Source organism: Ochrobactrum sp. SSR (assembly GCF_030067775.1).
Lineage (GTDB): Bacteria > Pseudomonadota > Alphaproteobacteria > Rhizobiales > Rhizobiaceae > Brucella > Brucella teleogrylli.
Window position 1 is genome coordinate 379,567 of record NZ_CP125969.1, and the last position, 21,014, is coordinate 400,580.

The window sequence follows — 21,014 nt, forward strand, 5'->3', positions numbered from 1 at the left end:
TCTGGGGATGGGCAGTTCTTCAGGGGCGACGCTTGGCGAACTGATGGCGCTTGCGGGCACTGTCCTATCCCAGTGTGGTCTGCGCAAACCCGATATGATCGCGACACTGGCATCGAAAGCCGGTGATTCCGTTTGGGCGGAACTTGCCGCTCATTACGATTGTGCTTTGCGCTTCTTCGAGGCGGGGCGTCTGGAAGAAGAAACGCCGCGTCTCGTCAATCCTTCCGAAGCAGTGTTCCGGACTGTCGGATGCCATGGCGTGGCGGAAGCTGCCGCGCTTGCCGGGGCGGGGCCGACGGCAAAGCTCGTCGTTCACAAGACCGGCCTGCTGCACGCCACCGCTGCGCTGGCTGTGGCGGGACAAGAAAACAGGTAAGACAAGTGACCGTTCATTTCATTGGCGCCGGTCCGGGCGCGGCAGATCTCATCACTGTGCGCGGCCTGCGGCTGATCGAAAAATGCCCTGTGTGTATTTATGCAGGATCGCTGGTGCCAAAAGATGTGGTTGCTTCCGCTCCCGCCGATGCGCGCCTCGTCGACAGCTCATCCATGACGCTCGATGAAATCATCGCGGAAATGGCGGCAGCCCACGCGAAGGGGCAGGATGTCGCCCGCGTTCATTCCGGTGATCCGTCAATTTACGGCGCGGTCGCCGAACAGATGCGCAGGCTCGACGCGCTGGGCATTCCATATGATGTGACACCGGGCGTTCCCGCTTTTGTCGCCGCCGCCGCCGCGATGAAACAAGAACTGACGATCCCGGAAGTCAACCAGACGATCATTCTCACCCGCACGTCGATGAAATCCTCGGCGATGCCGGAGGGGGAAGACCTCGCCACGCTTGGTCGTTCCGGGGCCACCTTGGTCATTCATCTGTCGATCCGCAATCTTGGCAAGATCGAACGCGAACTGACGCCGCTTTATGGTGCGGATTGCCCGGTTGTGGTGGCTTATCGCGTCGGTTGGCCGGATGAACTCATCCTGCGCGGCACGCTGTCGGATATTGCCGGAAAGATCGAAGCAGCCGATTTGAAGCGGACCGCGATGATTTTTGTCGGGCGCGGGCTCGATCCGAAGAATTTTCGGGATTCGGCGCTCTATCACGAAGCGCACAGCCATGCGGCGCGCTCAAAATCCGAAGTGTAAGCGAATAAGCCGGATTGTTTCTTCCACTGTCTCCGTGACATGTTCAGCCATGACCGGAGGGCGGGCGATCATCATGACGGGCAAAGCGAGATCGCGCGCGGCCCTGATCTTGGCATAAGATGTGTCGCCACCGGAATTGCGACAGACAATCAGCCCGATGCGCTTTTCCGTCAGAAATTGCGTTTCCTGCGCGTGAGTGCCCGGTCTGGCCAGAACAATTTCACACGTCTTTGGTAAGGGCGCGTCGGTCGGGTCGATCATGCGCATGATGAAATGCGCGTCGGCACGGGTTGCGAAAGGCGCGATATGCTGACGCCCGAGCGCGAGGAACACGCGTTCGCCCGCCGGGATCAGTCTTGCAGCTTCTTCTTCATTGGCCACAGTGATCCACTGGTCGCCATTCTGCTGCACCCATTGCGAGCGCTCAAGCCGGAGCAGGGACGTGCCGGTCAATGCGGTTGCCGTCACCGCATTTTGAGAAATGCGCGCGGCATAGGGATGCGTGGCATCAATGACGTAGTCGATTTTCTCAGCCGTGATATAGGCGGCAAGACCGTCAGCGCCGCCGAAACCGCCGCTGCGCACCGGACCGGGCAGAGGTGCCGGATTGGCGGTGCGCCCCGCAAGAGAGGTCATGACTGCAACCGGCCAGGTCGAAAGCTCCTGCGCCAGCTGTGCAGCTTCCGTTGTGCCGCCCAGAATGAGAACCTTGGGTTTAGACACGGGCAAGGATTGTTCCCGCCCGGTCAGTCACGATGATTTCCACATCGACAGGTGCGCCACGGAGAGTCGCGAGCGCGGTTTCCTTCGCCTTGACGGCAATCGGCGTGGCGATATCGATGCCGATTGCCTTTGTCATATCAAGCACTTCCTTGGCGGTGTTCGCAAAGAGAATCCGGTCCTTGAGGTTTCCCGGTGCGCCAGCCTGTTCGGCGATCTCTGCCAGAAAGCTCATGTCCACCTGACTGCGTGCCGAATGCAGGTCGAGCGCACCCTGCGCCAGCTTGGTGAGCTTGGCGAAGCCGCCTGCGATCGTCAGCCTGTCGATCGGGTGATCGCGCAGATATTTAAGCACGCCGCCTGCAAAATCTCCCATATCGAGAATGGCGAAATCCGGCAGATCGTAGATCGCCTGCGCGGCATCTTCCGATGTCGATCCCGTCGCGCCAAGCACATGCCTTTGGCCTGCCGCCCGCGCCACATCGATACCGCGATGAATGGAGTGAATCCAGGCAGAGCATGAGAAGGGATGCACGACGCCGGTGGTGCCGAGGATGGAAATGCCGCCGACAATGCCAAGACGCGGGTTCCACGTCTTCTTGGCGATTTCCTCGCCGTCGGGCACAGAAATGGTGATGACGAGATCGGCAGGGAGGCCGTATTCGGCGCAGATTTCCTCGCAGATTTCGGTCATCATGCGGCGCGGAACGGGGTTGATCGCGGCTTCGCCCGGTGGAATGGGCAGTCCGGCCCGCGTCACGGTGCCAACACCTTCGCCAGCGCGAAAGACCACGCCGGTTCCGGGTGGAGCGGGAAAGACGGTGGAAATGATCGTCGCGCCATGGGTGACATCGGGGTCGTCGCCCGCATCCTTGACGATACCCGCCATGGCGTAACCTTCGCCAAGTCCTTCATAGGCCAGCTGGAAATAGGGCACTTCCCCCTTCGGCAGGATGATTCCAACCGGGTCGGGAAATTCGCCGGTAATAAGCGCCGTCAGCGCCGCCTTGGTGGCAGCGGTTGCGCACGCGCCCGTGGTCCAGCCACGTCTAAGCTCGCTTTTTCCAAGCTTTTTATTGGGGTCTGCGGTTTCGTCACTCATGGATGCCTTATAAAGTATCTGATAGCAGTGCCGCCAGATTTATTAATGGTTGAAGCGAATGAGCGGAATCGGATCGACGACAGAACGGGGCATTGCCCTGCCAGCGATGGAGCCGGGCCATGTCTGGCTGGTTGGCGCCGGGCCGGGCGACCCGGGTTTGCTGACGCTCCATGCCGTCAATGCGCTGCAACAGGCGGATGTCATCGTCTATGACGCGCTGGTGGACGAAGCCTGTTTGTCTCTGAAAAACGAACAGGCGGTGCTGGAATATGCGGGCAAGCGGGGCGGCAAGCCGTCGCCCAAGCAGCGCGATATTTCACTTCGGCTTGTGGAACTGGCGCGGCAGGGCAAGAAAGTCCTGCGCCTCAAGGGCGGCGATCCTTTTGTTTTCGGTCGTGGAGCGGAAGAAGCGCTGACGCTGGTGGAACATGGCGTGCCGTTTCGCATCGTTCCCGGTATCACGGCGGGGATCGGCGGACTGGCCTATGCGGGCATTGCCGCCACGCATCGCGATATCAACCAGTCGGTGACGTTCCTGACCGGACACGATGCGACGGGATTGCTGCCCGACCGCATTAATTGGAATGGCATCGCAAAATCGTCACCGGTTATTGTCATGTATATGGCGATGAAACATATCGATCTCATCACGGCGCGGCTGATCGCTGCCGGACGTTCGCCAGACGAACCGGTCGCTTTTGTCTGCAATGCCAGCCTGCCAGAACAGACCGTTCTCGAAACGACGCTGGCGCGCGCGGCCAGCGATGTTGAGGCTGCGGGGCTCAAGCCGCCTGCCATCGTGGTGGTGGGAGAGGTGGTCCGGTTGCGCGGTGGTCTCGATTGGATCGCCGCCGCACAAGGCCGCCAGCTCGTCAGCGATCCCTTGGATATCAGACGCGGAGGCGAAAGCGCATGAAGGGTTTTATGATCGCCGCGCCCTCGTCCGGTTCGGGCAAGACGACGGTAACGCTTGGTTTGTTGCGCGCCCTGAAGCGGGCCGATGTGGCGCTTGCGCCAGTCAAGACGGGACCAGATTATATCGATCCCGCCTATCACAAGGCGGCAAGTGGCGTGGAATGCTTCAATCTCGATCCATGGGCGATGCGCATGGAACTGATCAGCGCCCTGTCGGCACGGATGACCGAAGGTGGAAAGGTGCTGATCGCCGAGGGCATGATGGGTCTCTTCGATGGCGCGCTGGACGGGCAGGGCTCTTCCGCCGATCTGGCAAGGCTGCTCGATTTGCCGGTGGTGCTGGTGGTGGATTGCGCGAAACAGTCCCATTCCATCGCAGCTTTGGTTTCCGGTTTCAGCCGGTTCCGCAAGGATGTTTTCGTTGCGGGAGTTCTGCTTAATCGTGTCGGCAGTGCGCGCCATGAGGCCATGTTGCGTGATGCCCTGAAGCCGCTCGGCATTCCCGTTTTGGGTGCATTGCCGCGCGATGCAGCGCTGGCTTTGCCGGAACGCCATCTGGGGCTTGTGCAGGCGGGCGAACATGCCGATCTCGAACGCTTTCTCGATCACGCCGCCGATAGGATTGAGGCGCATGTCGATCTTGCTGCTCTGCAGCGCATCTGGTCGGCACCGAAACGCTTCGATCCGATGGCCAACGTGCCGCGTCTTCTGCCGCTCGGCAGTCGCATTGCGGTTGCGTGTGATGATGCTTTCGCCTTTGCCTATACGCATCTTTTCGAGGGCTGGCGCAGGCGCGGGGCGGAAATTTCCTTCTTCTCGCCTCTGGCTGATGAAACCCCGTCGCCAGACGCCGATGCGGTCTATCTGCCGGGCGGCTATCCTGAACTCCATGCGGAACGGCTTGTCGCCGCGCAGAATTTCCAGAACGGTATCAGGGCTGCGGCAGCGCGCGGCGTGACGATCTATGGCGAGTGCGGCGGCTATATGGTGCTGGGCGAGACGCTGGAAGATGCCAGCGGCAAACAGCATCCAATGCTGGGTCTTTTGCCGCTGGAAACCAGTTTTTCCAAACGCAAGCTGCATCTGGGCTATCGCGTTCTGGAGCCATTGAGCGGGTCGCCCTGGCAGGTGCCGCTGAAAGGCCACGAATTTCATTATGCCAGCACCACGCACGAAGGCGCGGCGGACAGGCTGTTTAAAGTCCGCGATGCAGCGGGGGTTGATGTGGGCGATGCCGGGCTGCGGGTCGGATCGGTCGCTGGTTCCTTCATGCATGTCATCGATTTTTCCGGAGACCGTGCGTGACATCCAGCATTGAACATGGCGGCGCGCTCGACAAGGCGATTGCGCGTTTTGGCGGCACATCGGGCGATTGGCTCGACCTTTCGACCGGGATCAATCCCGAGCACTATCCCTTGCCGTTCATTTCAGCCGAGGTCTGGAACCGCTTGCCGGATGAAGGTCTGCTGCGCCAGACGCTTGAACTTGCACGAAACTATTATCGCATACCGGCAGGCGCACCTATCGTTGCCGCACCCGGCACGCAAGCGCTGATCCAGATTATTCCGACTCTGGCGCAACCTGCGACGGTCGCCGTTTTGACGCCGACTTATCAGGAACATGCGGCTTCATTCGCCGCCTCTGGCTGGCAGGTCGCGGAATGTGCTGGCATTGCCGATATTCCCGACAGTGCGACGGTTGCGGTCATCGTCAATCCCAACAATCCCGACGGAAGGGTAATTGCTGCAGATGAGCTGCGCGCTCTGGCCCGGACTTTGGGCGCGAGAGGTGGTTTTCTGGTGGTGGATGAGGCTTTTGCCGATCCGCATCCCGAAGTCAGCGTCGCGGCGCTGGCCTCCGACGAGCCTCTGATCGTACTGAAATCCTTCGGCAAGTTTTTCGGCCTGGCTGGCGTGCGTCTGGGGTTTGCCGTCGCGCAGGCTCGAATCGTCGACACGATCACGCGGCGCTTGGGTCCTTGGGCCGTGCCGGGACCGGCGCTTGTCATCGCTTCCGACGCTTTCGCGGGTGGCGAGACATTGCAGGCGTTTCGCAGGCGGATAGACATTCGGCGTCGGGAACTTTCCGATGTGCTTGCGCGATGCGGATTGTGGGAAGTCGGCGGCACCGCGCTGTTCTCGTTGGTCGCGCACGACAATGCGCACGGATTGCACGGGGCATTGTGCGAAAACCATATTCTCGTCCGCAAATTCGCCTATGCTCCGCATTGGTTGCGCATCGGCCTTGCCAATGACGATGCAGATCTTGCGCGTCTGGAACATGCGCTCATTCAATGTCTCGGAAAAGCAGCTTGAAAAAGTGATTCATGAATCTCGGTTAAATCCATGGAAATAAAGCTGATTATCCTGTCGCTGGCGCTCATCCTCGACCGCGTCGTCGGTGATCCGCCGCAGCTGTGGCACAGGCTGCCGCATCCGGTGGTGCTGTTCGGCAAGGCAATTTCCTGGGGTGAGAAGCGTTTCAACGACCGCACGCTGCCGGACGCGGTCCTGCGCCGGAACGGTATGTGGCTGACCATCGCGCTGGTCGCGGCCTGTATTCTGCTGGGGCTGGCGATCGAAAGCCTGCTGCCCTTTGCGGGCTCTGCCGGGGCCGTGGCGGAAATTCTCATCGTGGCGGTGCTTCTGGCGCAAAAGAGCCTCGCCGATCATGTCGGGGCGGTTGCGCGCGGGCTGCGCGACGCGGGCATCGACGGCGGGCGCAAGGCGGTTTCGATGATCGTCGGGCGCAATCCCGAGCAGCTGAGCGAAGGCGGTGTCAGTCGAGCGGCCATTGAAAGTCTGGCGGAAAACGCCTCGGACGGCATTGTTGCTCCGGCATTCTGGTTTCTTGTTGGCGGTCTGCCGGGACTGTTCGCCTACAAGATGATCAATACCGCCGATTCGATGATCGGCCATCTCAATGATCGCTATCGACACTTCGGGCGTTTCGCTGCAAAGCTGGACGATGTTGCCAATTATATTCCGGCGCGCTTGACTGGCCTTCTGGCCGCGCTTGCAACTGCACCGACCCGGAGCAGGGGAGCAGCAAAGGCAGCGTTTTCGGTCATGCGCAGCGATGCGCGCCTGCATCGTTCGCCCAATGCGGGCTGGCCGGAATCCGCTTTTGCCGGTGCGCTTGATCTGGCGCTCGCCGGTCCGCGTCAATATGGCGAAGAGAAAGTGGAAGGGCCGATGCTCAATGCATCGGGCAAGCGCGAAGCCAACGCGGCCGATATCGACGCGGCGCTGGACCTTTTCTGGGCGACGATGAGCCTGCTGACTAGCCTCGTTATCGTCGCAAGCCTCGCCGGACTTATCTATCGGCTGGTATGAAGCGCGAACCCTCGTAGCGCTGCAAGCGGTTCGGATTGTCTGTCCGCATGCCGTTGCCGTCGAACTTGATCGTGCCAAGCACCGTTTCGAAGGATGTATGGCGCAGCGTGTCGAGCACTGGCTGCTTTTGCTCATCGGCTTTGCTGACGGCATCGGCGGCGATCTGCACCGTTGCATAGCCGGTGATCGCATAGGCTTCGACAAAACGACCCGCCTGATGAAGCGCGTCGATTGCCGGTTTCGCGGTTGGCAAATCCTGCGGCTTCAGCGGCGCGGTCATCAATGTGCCTTCGCTCAAGCGTTGTGCGCCGGGTGCGGCGTCCAGCAGGCTGCTGCCTGCAATGACCAGCGGATAATTGAGCGAAGCAGCACTTGCGCCAATCGCGGCAATGTCGTCGCGTTCGCCGCCGACGTAGACATGGGTGGCGCCAGCGCGCTTAAGGCGGGCAACCAGCGCGTTTTGGTTTTCCAACCCGGGGCGATAGGTATCGGTGAAAACCGGCTGTAGCTGCTGCTCTTTCAAGCTGGCAAGAACCCGGCTTGCGCGCTCACGGCCTTCAATGGTGCCATCATCGATCACCGCGAAGGGCTGGGCGCGCCACAGACTGCCGAGAAAACTCGCCGTCGCCTGCGTTTCCTTTTCCAGTCCCGTGCTCAGGCGGAACACCGGCAGGGGCGTTGCGGCGCGGCGCTCGACAAGGGTTTGTTCGCTGACGCCGGATATGATCACCGGAATGTTGCGTTCGGCCAGAAGCGGGGCTGCGGCTTCGAGAGATTCGGCGCAGAGAAAGCCCGATGCGATGCGGACATTTTGCGCAATGAAGCGTTCTGCCGCCTCCTTGCCACCTTCCGCGTCGCAACGGTCATCGAAAATGACCAAGTCTGTGCTTCGTGTTTCGGCAGCCGCACGCGCGCCCTGCGCAAGCTGGTTGCCCAAGGGGGCGAAAGTGCCCGTCAAAGGTGCCGCCAGACCGATCCGGATGTTATCCGCATACGCCAATCCCGATCCTGCCAGCAACAGCATGGCAAGGCTTGTCAGAGTGGCAATGGGAAGCTTCCCAGACTCAATCACGTTATCGGTCTTCTTTATACAATTCGTGGCAATGTGATCGAAAAGTGGGTAGCGGTTTCCGCGCCTTTGTGCAATGCCCGTAATCTATGCCAGTATTTCGGCTAAATATTACGGTCGGCAACGGATCGATTCTGACGTGCAAACGATAAATAACATCATCTCCAGTGCGGCATCTGTGGAGCCCAAGGCTTACCGCGATGCCATGAGCCACTATGCAGGCGCGGTGCAAATCGTGACGACCGATGGCCCGGCAGGACGGCGCGGCCTGACATTGACGGCGGCCTGTTCGGTATCCGACGCTCCCGCGACAGTTCTGATCTGCCTTCAGAAGGTTCATGAAGACAATCGCCTGTTCATCGAAAACGGTGTCTTCGCAATCAACACGCTGGCTGGAACACATCAGCAACTGGCCGATGCCTTTTCCGGGCGCATCGGGTTGACACAGGATGAGCGCTTCGAACTGGCGACGTGGGACAGGCTTGCCACCGGCGCGCCGGTGCTGAGCGATGCGCTGGCGGCTTTCGACTGCCGGGTTGTCAGCATTCAGGATCATTCGACGCATCATGTGCTGTTTGGCGAAGTGATCGGCCTGCGGTCCAATGCCGATGCATCTGCGCTCATCTATCTGAACCGGCGCTATCACACGCTCGAATTGTGATCGGCTGACTGGAGGGGAGGAGGCAGAATGAAAATGCGATTGAACGCAACAGCGCAGGCTGGACTTGGGGGCATGGCAGCGCTGCTGTTGTCGGTGTCCGTAGCTTGGGCACAAGGGCCACTGCCGCCTTTCAAGGATGATGCCTTCGCCTATCCCGGCGTGTTGAGCAGCGCCGATGGCGGCGACTATAAAATCATTGATTACAACGAGATGCGCGACATCAATGGTCGCGATAGCGTGCCGGAAAAGCGCGTCAAGGACAGCTATGTCTCGCTGAAAGCGCGCGCCTATCAAAAGGATGTCACCTTTCAGACCGCGGCGGGGCCTGTGAAGGCCATGGTCGCTGGCAAGCAGCAGGGGGCATCCTTCATCGTAATCTATCTGCACGGTCGCGGCGGTAATCGCTTGCAGGGGATGAATGATTTCACCTTTGGCGGCAATTTCAACCGCGTCAAGAATTTGGCCGCGCTGAATGGCGGTCTCTATGTCACGCCGGATTTCAAGGATTTCGCGACTACGGGCGAAGCGCAGATTGCGGGGCTGATCGAGGCCTTGAAGGCGTCGTCGCCTTCCGCACCGCTGATCCTGTCCTGCGGTTCGCAGGGTGGTTCGCTTTGCTGGCGCATCGCGTCCAATGAAAAGGCTGGCGGAGAGCTTGCCGGGCTCATTCTGTTGGGTTCGCTGTGGGACGACGGTTTCTTCACATCGGCGACATTCAAGCGGCGTGTGCCGGTCTTCTTCGGACATGGCAGCCGCGATCCGGTTTTCGCTATTGACCGGCAGGAAGCTTTCTATGGGGAAATTCGCAAACGCGCGCCGGGCTATCCGGTACAGTTCCGGCGGTTCGAGTCCGGCAATCACGGTACGCCCATCCGCATGACCGACTGGCGGGAGATGGTAAACTGGATTCTCGCAAAACAGTGACGACAGTTTTGTGGATGCGAATCGAAATTCCGGCTCTGTGGCGTTCCTGCCACTCGACAATCGGCTAAAACCGAATAGTTATCGAAATTAAAATTTTACCTATCCAGCAGACCTAATGAGGAAGACCATTATGTACGGACGAGTCCGCACCGGAGCCCGTTTCCTTGCAATCGCCATGTTGGCCCCGCTTGCTGCCGCCTGTACGACGACCGCGCCGGTTGCCATCACCCCCGGCAAGACCGATTCCCCGGTGCCAGCGGCCAGCTCCTCGCTGCCAAGCTTCATTCCGACTCCGGTTAAGACGGTCGACTATTCCCTGGCGCAGCCTTGCATCACTGCCGCCGCCAACAAGTATTTCCTGCCGGAACGCGTGATCAGCGCTGTCGATTCCCGTCCGGGCGCCAATGGCGGTACGGATGTGGACCTGAAGGTCGATCTGCGCACCGCAGTCTGCCAGCTGACCGCCAAGGGCGGCGTGCGCGCGGTTATCGACACTTCGCCGAAGAGCGCCGATCAGGTTGCCGCTGAAGCTGCTGCCGCCAAGGCCGACGCAGCCGCAGCTGTCGCGCCGAAGAAGGCCAAGGCAAAGAAGAACTGATTCATTAAACTTAAATAAGTTACGAAAAAGGCAGGGATTTCCCTGCCTTTTTGTTTGATCATTTGTCCGGCTTTACGCCGTACCAGCGTGGCGTATAGACCCATTCGCCGCCTGTTGCGCGGTCAAACCGTTGCGTATGAGACGAGCCGACGATCACCACCGTGCGCATATCCACATCGTCGGGCGTCAATTGCCCAAGCGTGGTGACGCGCATTGTCTCCGCCGGTCTGCCGATATCGCGGCCTAGCACAACCGGCGTTTGCGGTGCGCGATGCTGGCGCAGAATTTCCAGCGCACGGCCCAGCTGATGCGGGCGGGCTTTGGAAATAGGATTGTAAAAAGCCATGGCGAGATCAGCTTCTGCGGCCAGCGCCAGCCGCTTTTCGATCACGTCCCATGGTTTCAGATTATCGGACAGCGAGAGAATGCAGAAATCATGGCCGAGCGGTGCACCGCTGCGGGACGCTGCTGCCATCGCAGCCGAGATGCCCGGCTGAATGACCAGTTCCACACCATGCCATGCAGGGTTGTCGGTTTCGTGCAGCGCCTCGACCACGGCAGCCGCCATGGCGAAAACGCCGGGATCGCCAGACGAAACCATCGCCACCGTGCGGCCTGAGGCGGCCAGTTCGAAGGCATGGCGCGCGCGCTGCATTTCCTCGCGATTATCGGTCATATGCACGGTCTGACCGGCATGAAACGGCCCGGCCATGTGCACATAAGTCTCGTAGCCGAGAATATCTTCGGCCTGTTCGAGTTCGCGCTGCACGGCGGGCGTCATCAGATCCCGTGATCCGGGGCCAAGCCCGACCACGACCAGCTTTCCGCGTTTGCGCCCAATCCGCAGCACGTCAGCAGGGGCAGGAGCGACGGCCAGCACGAGGCCGCCCGCTTCGATCAACCGCAGCGGCTGCTCGACTGAAAGATGAGCAAGTGAAAGCGCAGTGTCAGCCGACGGCACAAAGCGTAGCTCTGCGCCGAGTGCGCCTGCCGCTTCATGGATTTGCTGCACAGCGCAGTGACGTTCATGGGCCAGCAGCAGCGCGAGCGATGATCGTGCGAGGCCCGTTTCGTCGAACGCCCGTGTCATTGCTTCCGCAAGATCGTCGGTCGGCTGGTCGATGGCGACGGCCACGACCTGCGGATGATAGATGAGTTCATCCGGCAGCGGCGTGCGCTTTTCTGGCGTGATGCTGACGGTGAGCCTGCCATCGTCGGCGAAAGGCAGCTTCGACGTCTGTAGCCAGCGGGAACGTCCGTTGAGGCGCAGTTTCGCACCTGCCAGAAGATCGGACGTGAAGGCTTTCGCCGCATCCGGATTGGCGAGCGTCAGTTCCGCTGGCGGGTGCAGGAGATTGATTCCGAAGCGCAATTCGCCGGAGGTAGTGATCGCCGGGGCGATTTCAAGTGCGGCGGCGATGGTTCGCGCCATGTCATTGACGCCGGACAGCCCGCCAAGAAGCGGCACTACGGCGCTGCCGTCTTCGGCAATCACCAGAACGGGCGGCTCTATGCGCTTGTTCTGCAAAAGAGGCGCCAGTGCGCGGATGACAATACCGGCGGCGCAGAGCGCTACGACCGGTCGGCCTTCTTCATAGAGGGCGCGTATGGTGTCGCCGAAATGGGCAAATGTCCTGTCGGCACCCGTGACGCGATCCTGAAGTCCAAGCACCTCGGCCTGATCGAGCACGGCGGCAATGCGGCGTGCTGTTACGGTCGCCGCTTCCGCCAACACAACGATAGCCGGCTTCATGCGCCGTTCCATTTCTGGCCGGGAACAAGGATGATCGAGAAATAGGGGCAATCGCTGCCGCTGACGTCCGACAGCGGCACGATGCGCTGATTGGCCATGGTGGCGCGCTCGACATAAAGCGCGCGGTCCATCAGGCTAAGATCGGTCAGCACATCGCGAACCTTGTCGAGATTCTTGCCGAGTTTCATGATGGCGGCGGCACCAGTATCGGCCAGCCTGCGCTTCAATTCGCCGGCTTCCATGACGCCGGAAAGGATCGACAATGTCTGGTTGCGATAGACAAGCGGCGCGCCAAGCACAGCCGAAGCGCCGAGCACCGAACAGACGCCCGGAACCACTGTGGTTTCATAGCTTTCAGCCAACCGGTCATGAATATACATGAACGAGCCATAGAAGAACGGGTCGCCTTCCGCGATCACGGCCACATCCTGTCCCTGATCGAGATATCCGGCGATTGTCGTGGTGATCTCGCCGTAAAAATCGCTGACGATCTGCTCATAATCCATGTGCGCGGGCAGTTTTTCCGTAGTCACCGGATAGATGAGCGGCACCAGAACCTGTTCCGGCGAGAGATAGTCCTCAACAATGGTAAGGGCATTGCCCTTCTTGCCCTTGGCAGCGTGATAGGCCACCACCGGCGCTGATTTTAGCAGCCGAAGCGCCTTCAGTGTGATGAGTTCAGGATCGCCGGGGCCGACACCCAGACCGAAAAGCTTGCCTTTTGTCGTCATTATTCGCGCTCCGAAGCCAGAGCATTGACCGCCGCCGCGGTCATGGCACTGCCGCCGCGTCGTCCGCGCACGATGACATAGGGCACGCCGCGACTATTGGCGGCGAGTTCGTCCTTCGATTCCGCCGCACCGACAAAGCCGACCGGCATGCCGATGATAAGCGCTGGCTTTGGCGCACCGGCATCCAGCATTTCGAAAAGCCGGAAGAGGGCGGTTGGGGCATTGCCGATGGCGACGATGCTTCCTTCGAGATGCGGCAACCACAAATCGAGCGCGGCGGCAGAACGGGTGTTGCCGATTTTCTTCGCCAGTTCAGGAACGGAAGGGTCGTTCAGCGTGCAGATGACCGGGTTGTCGGCAGGCAGGCGCGAGCGGGTGATACCTTCGGCAACCATGCGTGCATCGCAGAGAATCGGTGCGCCTTTGGCAAGCGCCTGTTTGCCAGCCAGACCTGCACCTTCCGAAAAAGCGATGTCGCTCACTACATCCACCATGCCTGAAGCATGGATGACGCGCACGGCGAGTTTTTCGAGATCGGCAGGGATGCGGCTCAGATCCGCCTCGGCGCGGATGATGGCGAAGGAGCGGTCATAGATGGCCTGCCCGTCGCGAATGTAATCAATCATGGTTTCCGCTCTGGTGAGTTGAGAAGGCGCGCGGCAGCGTCAATAGTCACGTCAGTCGCCAATAGCCGCCCGAAACGGGATGGTCCAGCCTTGTCTGCAAAAAAGACATCGTAGCGGCCCGGAGCGCGCGCCAGAAGCGTGTGCGGAAGCGGCGCAAGCGCGGCGCAGGACTTGGCGCAGCCAGTGAGATGGACCGCGTCCGGGCTATCGACGTCAAGGAGCGAGGCCAGTTCTCTCGCGTCGGTCTGTGTGTCGGAGAGGGCAGAGGCGCAACCCTTTGACCCGGTACAACTGCGCAGTCGTGATTGCGGTGCCTGCGCATCGGTCGCAAGGCCGAGCGTATGCAATTGCCGGAGAACTTTGTCGCAATGTGCTGCATCGACATTTGGCAGGATCACGCCCAGCCAAGGCGTCAGGCGGATTTCCCCGCCGCTGACCTTTTGTGAAAGGGCACCGAGTGCCCGCAGTTGCGTCGTATCGAGCCGCCCCAGAAGCGGCATGGCGCCGATGTAGAGCCGTCCGTCAACCTGAACGTGGGCTCCCAGATGGGCGCATGGGCGGGGTTGCCGCCGTTGCCAATTGGCAGCGGAATCGACCGGAAACGGAAGGCTGGCAATCAGTTCTTTCAAAAACTCTTCGACAGCAAGGGTTTCGAAGAGTTGCTTCATTCGCGCCGCGCCTTTGGAGTGGGCAAGAAATAATCGCAGCGCTGCTTCTATAAAGGGCAGCGCATCATCGATTTCCACGCTTCCCAATGCGGTTCCATCGGGCGACGAAGCAAAGCCGAAAGCAAAAATACGACCGTCATCTGTTGCGGATAGCCAAATGTCACCCGGATGAGCAATCATGGCGCAAGCTTCGCCGCCATCGATCTGGAACGAGAATTTTGGCGACAGCGCATGATGGTCGGCGTTGTTCTCAAGCGCTGCCAGCAATTGCCGCGCTAGCGGCGTGACATCGCAAGCTTGATCGCGGTCTATACCGGATGTGGGGCTGACCATGACGTTGCGAATGTCATCCGCAGCGGGGTTATCGGCACCAAAACCTGCTTGATAAAGTGCTGTGACTGCTTGTTCCCAGTTCTCAGGCGCGATGGCGCGCAGCTGGATATTGGAGCGAATCGAAAGTTCCACAGCGCCGGGACCGAATTTTTCGGCAATCTCGGCCAGCGCAAAAGCCTGATCGGCGGTGAGCCGTCCGAGCGGCAGTTTGATGCGCGCAATGGCACCGTCGAGCGCCATAACCATGCGCGACAGGCCCGGACAGGCATTTCGCCTGTCAAACGGTTCGATCTTTGTCGCGGTGGTCTGCTGGTTCAACATGATTGCCTTATACGCCGCCCGTGCCGGGCCGGAAAGTAGGAACCGCCTTTGGGACTTGCGCTTGTCACCGTCGCACCCTACGAACGAAGAAAACGGAGCAAAGAGCATGGCTTGCTGGCTGACGGTCATCGGCATCGGCGAAGACGGTTTGAATGGGCTTGGCGAGACTGCGCGGCAGGCCCTTGCTTCGGCTGATTTGATTTTTGGTGGCAAGCGGCATTTGGGGCTCATCGGTGAAACACCCGGTGCCCGGCAGATTGCATGGCCTTCGCCCTTCGATGATGCTTTTCCGATGATTGCTGCCGAGCGCGGCAAGTCAGTCGTGGTTCTGGCCAGCGGCGATCCGATGCATTACGGCATGGGCGCTTCGCTGACCCGGCATTTTTCTCCGGATGAAATGCTTGTCTTGCCTTATCCGTCGTCATTTTCGCTGGCTGCGGCGCGTGTGGGCTGGTCGCTGCAGGACGTGTGTTGCCTCAGCGTGCACGGGCGTCCGCTGGACGTGCTGGCAAAGCATATTCTGCCCGGCATCAAATTGCTGATCCTCAGCAATGACGGCACCACGCCTGAAAAAATCGCAACGATGCTGGCGGCACGCGGTTTTGGATCAAGCCGCATCGATGTGCTGGAACATCTGGGTGGCCCCAAAGAAACGCATAAGCGCGGTATTGCAGGTGCATGGACAGTTCCCGCCGGTGCCGATCTGAATGTCGTCGCCGTGGAATGCATTGCAGAGCCGGATGCGAAAATTCTTCCCAGCGTGATAGGCCTGCCTGATGAAGCCTTCGAAAATGATGGTCAACTGACGAAGCGCGATATTCGCGCCGTGACACTGTCGCGGCTGGCGCCGCTGCCTGGCGAAATTCTGTGGGATGTCGGCGCGGGGTGCGGCTCCATCGGTATCGAGTGGATGCGCACCCATGCTTCCTGTCGTGCCATCGCCATCGAGGCGCATGAAGAGCGGCAAGGCATGATCGCCCGCAATCGCGATGCGCTGGGCGTACCCGGTTTGCAGATCGTTTCCGGTGAAGCGCCGGGCGCTCTCGCAGGACTGGAAACGCCGGACGCGATTTTCATCGGTGGCGGCGTCACGGATGAAGGCGTGTTGCAAGCCTGTTGGGATGCACTGAAACCCGGCGGACGGCTGGTTGCGAATGCCGTGACCTTGCAAAGCGAAATGCAGCTTTTCGGCTGGCGGCAGCGCTTTGGCGGAGAACTCGTGCGGCTTTCCGTGGCACAAGCCGGTGCGCTTGGCTCGTTCGATGTATGGCGGCAGGCACTGCCTGTCACGCTATATTGCGCGATCAAAGACAAATGATGACTTGAATTGTCATCTTATATTCGGGTAAGGCTGACGCATCATTTCATCCGATGGAGGATGGGTCGTGTCCGAACTCAACGCCAATACCCGTTTCACGCTGACCAATGCTGGTCACATCGTCAATCAACTGCTCGATCATTTCGTCGAACATGCTGATGTGCAGCGTGACGAGACGCATGCGAAACTCGTTTTGAGCTTCGGTCAGGCCGATGTTCAATGGGATAACGAGACGGTCAGCGTCGATGTCAAAAGCGATGATGAGACCGGCCTTGCCTATATGAAATATTCCATCGCTGAGCATGTGCTGGAATTTCTGGAGAAGGGCAGCCCCACGCCGAAAATCATCTGGCAGGGCGATGGCGCGGCGGGACTGCCGCTGCCTTACTTCCGCGAAATGCAGGTGGTGGCGGTGTCCAATGTCACGCCGCATATGCGTCGCGTGCGCCTGAAAGGCGACAACCTCCAGCGGTTTTCGCATACCGGGCTGCATATCCGCCTTCTGTTCCCGCCAAAGGGGCTGGCAAAGCCACAATGGCCGGTGACGGGTGAGGACGGGCGTCCGGCATGGCCGGAAGGCGATGCCAAGCTTGCAACCCGTGTCTATACCATCCGCAATATCGATCCTGAAGCGGGCTGGGTCGATATCGACATGGTTGTGCATGGTGATGATTGCGACGCTCCGGGTTCGGGTTGGGCGCTTAACGCCAAGCCGGGCGATATTGTCGGCATGACTGGTCCGGGCGGTGGCGATGCAGGCGATGCCAAATGGTATCTGCTCGCAGGCGACGAAACCGCGCTGCCCGCCATCGGGCGCATTCTCGAACGACTGCCTGAAGATGCAAAGGCCGTTGTGCGCATTGAAATCGGCGATCAGGCCGAGGAACAGAAGCTTGTCTCGCGTGCAGATCTCGATGTGCAATGGCTGAACCGCAATGGCGCCGAAGCTGGCACCACCACGCTGTTGCAGGATGCGGTGCGCGCGGTCGAACTGCCGGAAGGCGAGGAAGACATTTATGTCTGGGCGGGTTGCGAGTTCAATGCCTTCCGCAATATTCGCAGCTATATGCGCAAGGAGCGTAACGTTCCGAAGAATCGCCAGCTGATTGTCGCCTATTGGCGGCGCGGCCAGGACGGGGACAATGCCCGCAAAGCTTCTGAGGAATAAAAAAGGGGACCGAAAGGTCCCCTTTTTGTTGTGTCATGCGGCTGGTTTCAGCGCCGGAAACCTTCACTCGCGCGCATCAGGTTTTTGGTATAGTCGGCGTGAATATTGCCGGTGACGAGATCGCCAGCCTGTAATTGTTCAACCACTTCGCCGTTGCGCATCACTGCAAGGCGGTCGCACATATGGGTGACGACACCAAGATCGTGGCTCACCATGATGAAGGTGAGGTTGCGGTCACGGCGAACCTGTTCAAGCAGGTTCAGCACTTCCGCCTGTACCGATGCGTCGAGCGCCGAAGTTGGTTCGTCGAGCAGCAGAATGCTCGGTTCCACGATCAATGCGCGGGCAATGGCGATGCGCTGGCGCTGACCGCCCGAAAGCTGGTGCGGATAGCGGAAGCGGAAGCCCGAGCCGAGCCCCACTTCATCCAATGCGCGCACGATGCGCTGTTCGGCATCGCCGACACCATGAATGGCGAGCGGTTCCAGCAAAAGCCGGTCCATCGTCTGGCGCGGATGCAGGGAGCCATAAGGGTCCTGAAACACCATCTGCACCTTGCGATAGAAGGCCTTGTCGCGTGGTGTCTTGAGAGGTGCGCCGTCGATACGGATTTCGCCATCGTCAATCGGCGCAAGCCCCGCGACTGCGCGCAGAAGTGTGGACTTGCCCGAACCGGATTCGCCGACGAGACCATAGGATTCGCCCTGCGCCACATGGACGCTGACCGACTTCAACGCATGGAAATGGTCGAAATAGACATCAATATTGTCGACGCTCAGTGCTGGTGCCGTACTCATAGCTTCCAGGCCTCCTCACGCTGCAAGGTGGGCAGAGGATGGCGGTCGGCTCCGATTTTCGGCATGCAGTTCAGCAATCCTTGCGTATAGGGATGTTTCGCATTGGCAAGATCCTTGGCCGCGATCTCTTCGACGATGCGGCCCGCATACATCACGATGACGCGGTCGCAGAAGGACGAAACAAGGCGCAGGTCATGGCTGACGAAGATCAGCCCCATGCCGCGTTCGGCCACCAGCTTGTCGAGAATGCCCAGCACTTCGAGCTGCACCGTCACGTCGAGCGCCGAAGTCGGTTCGTCGGCAATCAGCAGTTCCGGCTCGGCCACGAGCATCATGGCGATCATCACGCGCTGGCCCATCCCGCCCGAAACCTCGTGCGGATAGAGTTTCATGACGCGTTCCGGATCGCGGATCTGCACCGCTTCCAGCATGGCCATCGAGCGCGTGCGAATTTCTCCGCTGCTGTATTTGCCGTGTGCTTTCAGCGTTTCGGCAATCTGCTTGCCGATGGTCATCACAGGATTGAGCGAATATTTCGGGTCCTGCAACACCATGGCGATGCGGCCGCCGCGTAAGGAGCGGCGTTCACGGGCCGAAATGTTGAGGAGATCGATGCCGTCGAAATTAAGCGTCTTGGCCGTAATCTGCGCGTGGAGTGGCGTCAGACCCATGATGGCGCGCCCGGTCTGGGACTTGCCTGAACCGGATTCGCCAACGATGCCAAGGCGTTCGCGGCCCAGCTCAAAGCTGACACCACGGACAGCCTCGATGGCCCCCGTGCGCGTCGGGAAGGTGACGCGCAGGTCTTCTACTGTCAGAAGCGGCTTCATTGGTTGTTACCCCGCGGATCAAGCGCATCGCGCAGACCATCGCCCAGCAGGTTGAAGCCGAGGCTGACGATCAGGATCGCAATGCCGGGCATGGCGGCAACCCACCATTGGTCGAGGATGAAACGGCGACCCGATGCGATCATCGCGCCCCATTCCGGCAGTGGCGGCTGTGCGCCGAGGCCGAGGAAGCCCAGGCCCGCTGCCGTTAGAATGATGCCCGCCATGTCGAGTGTCACACGGACGATCAGCGACGAGGTGCAAAGCGGCATGATGTGGCGCACGACAATGCGGATCGGCGAAGCACCCATCAGGCGGACCGCCGAAATATAGTCGGAATTGCGCACCGTCAGCGTTTCGGCGCGCGCGATGCGCGCATAAGGCGGCCATGAGGTGATCGCGATGGCGATGATGGCGTTTTCGATGCCCGGTCCCAGCGCCGCCACGAAGGCAAGCGCCAGAATGAGTTTCGGGAAGGCCAGGAAGATGTCGGTGATGCGCATCAGCACGGCATCGACCCAGCCGCCCGCATAACCGGCCACTGTGCCGACCAGCAGGCCGATTGGGGCCGCAATGATCGCAACCAGCAGCACGACATAGAGCGTCAGGCGGGAACCGTGAATGAGGCGCGAAAGAATATCGCGACCCTGATCGTCGGTGCCGAGCAGATAGCCGGGGCTTCCCGGCGGCAGCAGGCGGGCATTGGCCAGATCGCCGACAACCGGCGAATGCGGCGCCAGCACATCGGCGAGCGCTGCAACGACCAGCAGTCCGATGATGATCAGGAGGCCGAGAACGGCCAGCTTGTTGGCGGTGAACCGCCGCCAGACCATATAGGCGCGACCGAGGCGGGCCTGCGTACGTGACTGGGGCCGCTCGGTAAGCAGCCATTCACGCCAAGAGAGGTTGGAATTATCTGTCATTTGGCTCATCGTGCGCGCGTCCTTGGATCGAGAAGCCGATAGAGAAGATCGGACACGAGGTTGAGCGCGATAAAGACCGACCCGATAACAATGGTGCCACCGAGAACGGCATTCATATCAGCGTTTTGTAGCGAATTGGTGATGTAGAGACCAAGGCCCGGCCAGGAGAAGATGGTTTCGGTCAGAACCGAACCTTCCAGAAGCCCGGCATAGGAAAGCGCAATCACGGTCACCAGCGGCACGGCGGCATTGCGCAAAGCGTGGCCCCAGATGATGCGGGTTTCCGAAATGCCCTTGGCGCGCGCCGCGACGATATATTCCTGATCAAGCTCGTTGAGCATGAAGGAACGCGTCATGCGGCTGATATAGGCAAGCGAGAAATAGCCAAGCAGTGCCGATGGCAGGATAAGGTGGGAGACAATATCCTTGAGGGCTGGCCAGTCGCGCTGAAGGATCGCGTCGATCAGGTAGAAGCCGGTGATCGGCGTGAACGTGTATTCGAATGTAATGTCGATGCGTCCGGGACCGGAGGTCCAGCCGAGACGGGCATAGAAGATCAGCAGCGCAAGCATGCCGAGCCAGAAGATCGGCACGGAGTAACCGACAAGGCCGATAACGCGCACGATCTGGTCAATGATGCTGCCGCGTTTGACGGCTGCGAGCACGCCGAGCGGAATGCCGAACACGGCGCCGATGATCGTGCCGAGTGTGGCCAGTTCCATCGTGGCCGGGAATACGCGGCGAATGTCGGTCATGACCGGATTGGTCGTGAGCACCGAAGTGCCGAAATCGCCTTGCAGCACGCCTTTCACGTAAAGAAAGAACTGCTGGTAATAGGGCAAATTGAAGCCCATTTCCTCGCGCACGCGGGCGACGACATGCGCAGGCGCGCGGTCGCCGACGATGGCCAGCACAGGGTCAATCGGCACGACGCGACCGATGAAGAATGTTACGGCCAAAAGGCCCAGATAGGTCGTGACGACGATGACCAGAAAACTGGCTATCGACGCGGCAAGGGCCGATGAACGCCGCGGCGCTCGCCTAACCTTTTTGGTGGTTTCAGTGTTACTCAATGTTTT

The 21,014-nt window shown here is 60.1% G+C and carries 22 protein-coding genes; 11 read left to right on the top strand and 11 right to left on the bottom strand.

Annotation, left to right across the window (positions count from 1 at the left end; all coding sequences use genetic code 11):
- Positions 1-7: 7 nt before the first annotated feature.
- On the top strand, positions 8-376 hold the full coding sequence (locus tag QLQ11_RS01730; protein ID WP_109369284.1) for a cobalamin biosynthesis protein: 369 nt from the start codon (positions 8-10) through the stop codon (positions 374-376).
- A 5-nt stretch (positions 377-381) separates the two neighbouring features.
- A complete protein-coding gene (gene cobM, locus QLQ11_RS01735) occupies positions 382-1,146 on the top strand; it encodes a precorrin-4 C(11)-methyltransferase (protein WP_109369283.1) in 765 nt (254 codons plus the stop codon).
- Here the strand turns inward: cobM and QLQ11_RS01740 are convergent.
- Positions 1,129-1,875, bottom strand: a complete 747-nt coding sequence (locus tag QLQ11_RS01740) for a cobalt-precorrin-6A reductase (protein WP_109369282.1) — start codon at positions 1,873-1,875, stop codon at positions 1,129-1,131. The genes cobM and QLQ11_RS01740 overlap by 18 nt on opposite strands.
- Positions 1,862-2,968, bottom strand: a complete 1,107-nt coding sequence (locus tag QLQ11_RS01745; RefSeq protein ID WP_109369281.1) for a cobalt-precorrin-5B (C(1))-methyltransferase — start codon at positions 2,966-2,968, stop codon at positions 1,862-1,864. The genes QLQ11_RS01740 and QLQ11_RS01745 overlap by 14 nt, the downstream gene beginning before the upstream one ends.
- Before the next feature lie 58 nt (positions 2,969-3,026).
- On the opposite strand from QLQ11_RS01745, the gene cobA reads away from it, so the two are divergent.
- The 4 genes from cobA to cbiB are packed head-to-tail and all read left to right on the top strand — an operon-like array spanning position 3,027 to position 7,218.
- Complete coding sequence (gene cobA / locus QLQ11_RS01750; RefSeq protein WP_109369280.1) at positions 3,027-3,884, top strand: uroporphyrinogen-III C-methyltransferase; 858 nt, start codon at positions 3,027-3,029, stop codon at positions 3,882-3,884.
- Complete coding sequence (locus QLQ11_RS01755) at positions 3,881-5,188, top strand: cobyrinate a,c-diamide synthase (protein WP_109369279.1); 1,308 nt, start codon at positions 3,881-3,883, stop codon at positions 5,186-5,188. Before cobA ends, QLQ11_RS01755 begins: the two co-directional genes overlap by 4 nt.
- The gene (gene cobD / locus QLQ11_RS01760) at positions 5,185-6,198 is read left to right on the top strand and encodes a threonine-phosphate decarboxylase CobD (protein WP_109369278.1); all 1,014 of its coding nucleotides are present in this window, start codon (positions 5,185-5,187) and stop codon (positions 6,196-6,198) included. The genes QLQ11_RS01755 and cobD overlap by 4 nt, the downstream gene beginning before the upstream one ends.
- A 30-nt stretch (positions 6,199-6,228) precedes the next feature.
- On the top strand, positions 6,229-7,218 hold the full coding sequence (gene cbiB / locus QLQ11_RS01765) for an adenosylcobinamide-phosphate synthase CbiB (RefSeq protein ID WP_109369277.1): 990 nt from the start codon (positions 6,229-6,231) through the stop codon (positions 7,216-7,218).
- Here cbiB and QLQ11_RS01770 read toward each other — a convergent pair.
- The gene (locus QLQ11_RS01770; protein ID WP_371830789.1) at positions 7,199-8,290 is read right to left on the bottom strand and encodes a branched-chain amino acid ABC transporter substrate-binding protein; all 1,092 of its coding nucleotides are present in this window, start codon (positions 8,288-8,290) and stop codon (positions 7,199-7,201) included. The two genes, cbiB and QLQ11_RS01770, sit on opposite strands and share 20 nt — an antisense overlap.
- 136 nt (positions 8,291-8,426) lie before the next feature.
- On the opposite strand from QLQ11_RS01770, the gene QLQ11_RS01775 reads away from it, so the two are divergent.
- The 3 genes from QLQ11_RS01775 (at position 8,427) to QLQ11_RS01785 (ending at position 10,470) form a co-directional block, all read left to right on the top strand.
- Positions 8,427-8,948, top strand: a complete 522-nt coding sequence (locus tag QLQ11_RS01775; RefSeq protein WP_109370255.1) for a flavin reductase family protein — start codon at positions 8,427-8,429, stop codon at positions 8,946-8,948.
- A 33-nt stretch (positions 8,949-8,981) separates the two neighbouring features.
- Positions 8,982-9,872: an alpha/beta hydrolase gene (locus QLQ11_RS01780; RefSeq protein WP_109370254.1), complete on the top strand. Its 891-nt coding sequence runs from the start codon at positions 8,982-8,984 to the stop codon at positions 9,870-9,872.
- A 130-nt stretch (positions 9,873-10,002) separates the two neighbouring features.
- Positions 10,003-10,470 carry a hypothetical protein gene (locus tag QLQ11_RS01785; RefSeq protein ID WP_109369275.1) on the top strand — a complete coding sequence of 156 codons (468 nt, stop codon included), beginning with the start codon at positions 10,003-10,005 and terminating at the stop codon, positions 10,468-10,470.
- A gap of 58 nt (positions 10,471-10,528) precedes the next feature.
- On the opposite strand, the gene cobJ is transcribed toward QLQ11_RS01785, so the two are convergent.
- The 4 genes from cobJ to cobG are packed head-to-tail and all read right to left on the bottom strand — an operon-like array spanning position 10,529 to position 14,902.
- Entirely contained in the window at positions 10,529-12,223 is a 1,695-nt protein-coding gene (gene cobJ / locus QLQ11_RS01790; RefSeq protein ID WP_181376096.1) for a precorrin-3B C(17)-methyltransferase, read from the bottom strand.
- Positions 12,220-12,954, bottom strand: a complete 735-nt coding sequence (locus tag QLQ11_RS01795) for a precorrin-2 C(20)-methyltransferase (RefSeq protein WP_109369273.1) — start codon at positions 12,952-12,954, stop codon at positions 12,220-12,222. The genes cobJ and QLQ11_RS01795 overlap by 4 nt, the downstream gene beginning before the upstream one ends.
- A complete protein-coding gene (locus QLQ11_RS01800; protein WP_109369272.1) occupies positions 12,954-13,580 on the bottom strand; it encodes a precorrin-8X methylmutase in 627 nt (208 codons plus the stop codon). The genes QLQ11_RS01795 and QLQ11_RS01800 overlap by 1 nt, the downstream gene beginning before the upstream one ends.
- Positions 13,577-14,902 carry a precorrin-3B synthase gene (gene cobG, locus QLQ11_RS01805; protein ID WP_109369271.1) on the bottom strand — a complete coding sequence of 442 codons (1,326 nt, stop codon included), beginning with the start codon at positions 14,900-14,902 and terminating at the stop codon, positions 13,577-13,579. The genes QLQ11_RS01800 and cobG overlap by 4 nt, the downstream gene beginning before the upstream one ends.
- 106 nt (positions 14,903-15,008) lie before the next feature.
- Here cobG and cbiE point away from each other — a divergent pair, with 106 nt between their 5' ends.
- Positions 15,009-16,220: a precorrin-6y C5,15-methyltransferase (decarboxylating) subunit CbiE gene (cbiE, locus tag QLQ11_RS01810; RefSeq protein ID WP_371835893.1), complete on the top strand. Its 1,212-nt coding sequence runs from the start codon at positions 15,009-15,011 to the stop codon at positions 16,218-16,220.
- A gap of 67 nt (positions 16,221-16,287) precedes the next feature.
- Entirely contained in the window at positions 16,288-17,388 is a 1,101-nt protein-coding gene (locus QLQ11_RS01815) for a DUF2218 domain-containing protein (RefSeq protein WP_371835894.1), read from the top strand.
- 47 nt (positions 17,389-17,435) lie between these two features.
- Here the strand turns inward: QLQ11_RS01815 and QLQ11_RS01820 are convergent, their stop codons facing one another.
- The 4 genes from QLQ11_RS01820 to QLQ11_RS01835 are packed head-to-tail and all read right to left on the bottom strand — an operon-like array spanning position 17,436 to position 21,008.
- A complete protein-coding gene (locus QLQ11_RS01820) occupies positions 17,436-18,185 on the bottom strand; it encodes an ABC transporter ATP-binding protein (protein WP_124915999.1) in 750 nt (249 codons plus the stop codon).
- Positions 18,182-19,015, bottom strand: coding sequence for an ABC transporter ATP-binding protein (locus QLQ11_RS01825; protein ID WP_109369267.1), 834 nt, complete (start codon positions 19,013-19,015; stop codon positions 18,182-18,184). Before QLQ11_RS01825 ends, QLQ11_RS01820 begins: the two co-directional genes overlap by 4 nt.
- Complete coding sequence (locus tag QLQ11_RS01830) at positions 19,012-19,944, bottom strand: ABC transporter permease (RefSeq protein ID WP_121536336.1); 933 nt, start codon at positions 19,942-19,944, stop codon at positions 19,012-19,014. The genes QLQ11_RS01825 and QLQ11_RS01830 overlap by 4 nt, the downstream gene beginning before the upstream one ends.
- The gene (locus QLQ11_RS01835) at positions 19,941-21,008 is read right to left on the bottom strand and encodes an ABC transporter permease (RefSeq protein WP_109369265.1); all 1,068 of its coding nucleotides are present in this window, start codon (positions 21,006-21,008) and stop codon (positions 19,941-19,943) included. Before QLQ11_RS01835 ends, QLQ11_RS01830 begins: the two co-directional genes overlap by 4 nt.
- Positions 21,009-21,014 lie beyond the last annotated feature (6 nt).